Genomic DNA, 3,975 nt, shown 5'->3' with positions numbered 1-3,975 from the left:
CGCTTAGGACGCGGTATCTGTGCCTAACAAGACCCGCAGCACCGACTTGGCCGCGTCGAAGGGGGCCGGGCTGCGCGTGGCCTGAGCGGCGACGACCGCGCCATTGAACAGCACCATCGCCTGATCGGTCAGACCGTCGGGGTTTGCATGGCCGGTAAGGGCGCTCAGTTCACGGACAAGCGCGTGCATATCGGCGAACATGGCCGTGGCGGCGGCCTCAATCTCCGGCTGACGGCCGCCAAATTCCTGACGCGCCGAGATGGCCAGACAACCGCGGAAACAACCACCGGCAAACAAGCTCTGGCGCAGGTCGAACAGGGCCATCAGGCGCCCCTTGGGATCAGGACTCAGCGCTTCGACCCCGGTGCGCAGTTGCGGCAGGGATTGTTCGCGGTAGTGCTCGACCAGTTCGGCGATCAGCGCCTCCTTGGACGGGAAATATTTGTACAGGGTACGCTTCGAGATGCCGGTGTCGGCCATCAGCGTATCGACGCCCAGGCCGAAGCCGTGATCGTAGAACAGCTCAAAGGCGTGATTGATAATATCCTGTTTTTTTTGCGGTTTGCTCATGGGAGGGCTTTTAACAGCAAGGCGCGGGAAGCCTGCGGGGTGGCCGGTGTGTAAAAATTATAGCCTGCCGGCTTGCAAAAGTAAACAGAACTGTTTACATCGGCGCTATGTAAACAGATTGGTTTACTTTTTAAGCCTGAACCCTAGGAGCCTGTCATGTCCCTCTCCAACCAAGTCATTCTCGTTACCGGTGCCAATCGCGGCATTGGTGCCGCCACGGTGCGCGAACTGCTCACCCGCGATGTCAAAAAGGTCTATGCCGCGGCGCGTAACCCCGCCTCGCTGCCGGATTTTGCGGACCCGCGCGTCGTGCCGCTGGCGCTTGATATTACCAACGAGGCTCAGGTGGCCGCGGTTGCCGAAGCGGCCGGGGATGTCGATGTTGTGGTCAACAATGCCGGGACGGCGGTGTTTTCGGATGTGCTGAACAGCCCGTTGGACGTGGTCGCCGCCGATTTTGACACCAACCTCTACGGGACGCTGCGGGTCATGCGCGCGTTTGCGCCGAAGCTGGTCGCCAAAGGCTCAGGCACGATTGCCAATGTCATCAGCGTCGTGGGCCTTGTCGCCGCTGCGTCTTTGGGCGGCTATTCGGCGTCCAAGGCGGCGTTGTTGTCGGTCACGCAGTCGGCGCGGGCGGGCCTGAAAGGCACGGGCGTCAAGGTGCTGGGTATCTTCCCCGGTCCGATCGACACCGATCTGGCGCGCGATATCCCGATGCAAAAGGCGACGCCGGAAACGGCGGCCAAACGCATAGTTAAGGGTCTGGAAGCGGGTGAGGAATATATCTTCACTGACCCGGTGGCGGATCATATCGGCCATACCTGGCGTACCAATGCACCGGCTCTTGAGGCGGCAATGGCTGGAGCGGAGTGAGACGACTATCCCCTCTCCCTCACGGGGGAGGGGCTGCTTTATTAAAACGCATAAACCTTGGACGGGCGCAGATAGACCGTGTCGCTCAGGCGCAGGTCTGAGGCCTCTGAGTCGTGGGCATGCTGGGTTTCGAATACCTGTCCCGTCGGGCTTTGCAGTTCCAGACGCAGATTGGCCCCGGCGGGCAGGAGCGACAGCACTTTGGCTTCAAAGCCCGGCCCCTCGCGGTGCAGGTGCGTATCGAAGGGGCGAAAGCGCACGGTCTGCGCGCCGCTGAGTGCCTTCGGGCTGACGACCGGGGCACTGAAGCCGCCAAAATCGGCCACGCCGTTCGACAGCCTGGCCGGCACCTGATTGGATGTCCCCAGAAAATCGAAGACAAAGGCCGACTGCGGATGGCGGTAAAGCTCCAGCGGCTTGCCGATCTGTTCGATCTGACCGTCTTTCAGCACCACCACACGGTCAGCGAGGTCGAGCGCCTCTTCCTGATCGTGAGTAACGAAAAGGGTGGTGACGCCCGTCTCATCATGAATGCGTCGCAGCCAGCGGCGCAGATCCTTGCGCACCAGCGCATCCAGCGCGCCGAACGGCTCGTCAAGCAGCAGAATACGCGGATTGATGGCCAGAGCCCGCGCCAATGCCACGCGCTGCCGCTGCCCGCCCGAAAGCTGGCTGGGGTAACGCTTGCCGAGGTCTTCGAGCTGGATCAGTTTCAAAAGGCGCTGCACCGTGGCCTGAATCTCGGCCTTGGACGGGCGCTCTTTGGACGGGCGCACATTGAGGCCAAAGGCGATATTCTGCGCCACGGTCATGTGGCGGAACAGGGCGTAGGACTGAAACACCATGCCGACGCGACGGTCGCGCGCCGAAAGCGTCAGGTAATCAAGGCCATCGAAGTCGATACTGCCCGTATCGGGACGGTCGAGCCCGGCCAGCAGGCGCAGAAGCGTCGTCTTGCCCGAACCCGACGGGCCGAGCAGGGCCAGAAACTCGCCCGGCTGGGCTTCGAACGACACGTCGTTGAGCGCGGCGAAGTCGCTGAAGCGTTTGGTGATGTTTTTGACGACTAAAGACATATAAAGCTCAATCAGTGGCGGCGGTTGGCGGCCAGTTCTTCACCGAAGCGCCATTCCAGCAGGGTTTTCAGGACCAGCGTCACAAGCGCCAGACCCGCCAGCAGCGTCGCGGCCCCAAAGGCCCCCACACTGTCATATTCGTTGTAGAGCACTTCGATGTGCAGGGGCAGGGTGTTGGTCAGGCCGCGGATATGGCCGGACACGACCGACACGGCGCCAAATTCACCCATGGCCCGCGCCGTACACAAAAGCACGCCATAGGTCAGGGCCCATTTGATATTGGGCAGGGTGATACGAAAGAAGACGTCCCAGCCCGAAGCCCCCAAAGTCACGGCGGCGATTTCTTCGTCTGTACCCTGATCCTGCATCAGCGGGATCAGCTCGCGCGCCACGAAGGGCAGGGTAACCAGCACGGTGGCAATCACGAGACCGGGCAGGGCGTAGATGATCTTGACATTGCTGGCTTCGAGCACGCTGGCGAACCAGCCGTGCGCCCCGAACAGCAACACCCACACCATGCCTGAAATGACCGGCGAGATGGTGAAGGGCAGGTCGAGCACCGACAACAGCAGGCCCTTGCCCGCAAAATCAAAGCGCGTCACGCACCAAGCGGCCGCGATACCGAAGACGGCATTGAGCGGCACAGCTATGGCGGCGACCGTCAGGGTCAGGCGGATGGCGCTCAGGGCGTCGGGTTGCACGATCGCCGACAGGTAGGGTTGAACGCCCTGTTTGAAGGCTTCAGCCAGCACATTGACCAGCGGCAGGACGATGACCAGCGCCATCCACACGGCGGCCAGCGCCATCAGCAGAAAGGCGGCAGGGGTCTTGGGTCTTTCGGGGGCGCGGGCTCTCATAGTCAGGCGCGTCCCCGGCGCGATAGAAGCAGTTGCAGGGCATTGACCAGCAACAGGCTGAGGAAGGCGAGGCTCAGCATGGCCACCGCAATGGCCGCCGCTCCGGCATAGTCGAACTCTTCCAGCTTGATAACGATCAGCAGCGGCGTGATTTCCGACACAAAGGGCATGTTGCCGGCGATAAAGATAACCGAGCCGTATTCACCTACGGCACGCGCAAAGGCCAGCGAAAAGCCTGTCAGAAGGGCGGGGGCCAGCGACGGCAGGATAACGCGCAGGGTGGTTTGCAACGGCGTGGCCCCCAGCGTGGCGGCGGCCTCTTCGACCTCGGCATCAAACTCAGCCAGCACGGGCTGAACTGAGCGCACGATGAAGGGCAGCCCGACAAAGACCAGCGCCACGAAGATACCCACCGGCGTATAGGCGATCTTGATCCCTAAGGGCGCGAACAGGCTGCCGACCCAGCCATTGGCGGCATACATCGAACAGAGCGACACCCCGGCCACGGCGGTGGGCAGGGCAAACGGCAGATCGACCAGCGCATCGACCAGTCCCTTGCCCGGAAAGTCATAGCGCGTCAGCACCCATGCCACGAT

The 3,975-nt window shown here is 62.1% G+C and carries 5 protein-coding genes; 1 reads left to right on the top strand and 4 read right to left on the bottom strand.

The genetic code is table 11. The features are described from left to right. Nucleotides 1–3: 3 nt before the first annotated feature. Nucleotides 4–570, bottom strand: a complete 567-nt coding sequence (locus Q0072_RS01435) for a TetR/AcrR family transcriptional regulator (protein WP_298324694.1) — start codon at nt 568–570, stop codon at nt 4–6. 156 nt (nt 571–726) lie between these two features. Between Q0072_RS01435 and Q0072_RS01430 the strand changes: the two genes are divergently transcribed. Next, nucleotides 727–1,446, top strand: a complete 720-nt coding sequence (locus Q0072_RS01430; protein WP_298324691.1) for an SDR family NAD(P)-dependent oxidoreductase — start codon at nt 727–729, stop codon at nt 1,444–1,446. A gap of 41 nt (nt 1,447–1,487) precedes the next feature. Here the strand turns inward: Q0072_RS01430 and cysA are convergent, their stop codons facing one another. The 3 genes from cysA to cysT all read right to left on the bottom strand — a co-directional run. After that, nucleotides 1,488–2,522, bottom strand: coding sequence for a sulfate ABC transporter ATP-binding protein (gene cysA, locus Q0072_RS01425; RefSeq protein ID WP_298324688.1), 1,035 nt, complete (start codon nt 2,520–2,522; stop codon nt 1,488–1,490). Nucleotides 2,523–2,533: 11 nt separating this feature from the next. Continuing rightward, nucleotides 2,534–3,379: a sulfate ABC transporter permease subunit CysW gene (gene cysW / locus Q0072_RS01420; RefSeq protein ID WP_298324685.1), complete on the bottom strand. Its 846-nt coding sequence runs from the start codon at nt 3,377–3,379 to the stop codon at nt 2,534–2,536. A 2-nt stretch (nt 3,380–3,381) separates the two neighbouring features. Next, the coding region (gene cysT, locus Q0072_RS01415) for a sulfate ABC transporter permease subunit CysT (protein ID WP_298324683.1) at nt 3,382–3,975 on the bottom strand (594 nt) is incomplete at its 5' end.

Source organism: Asticcacaulis sp., assembly GCF_027484505.1.
Taxonomy (GTDB): domain Bacteria; phylum Pseudomonadota; class Alphaproteobacteria; order Caulobacterales; family Caulobacteraceae; genus Asticcacaulis.
Note: the sequence above shows the minus strand (reverse complement) of the source record. Positions and strands in the feature narration are given on the sequence as shown.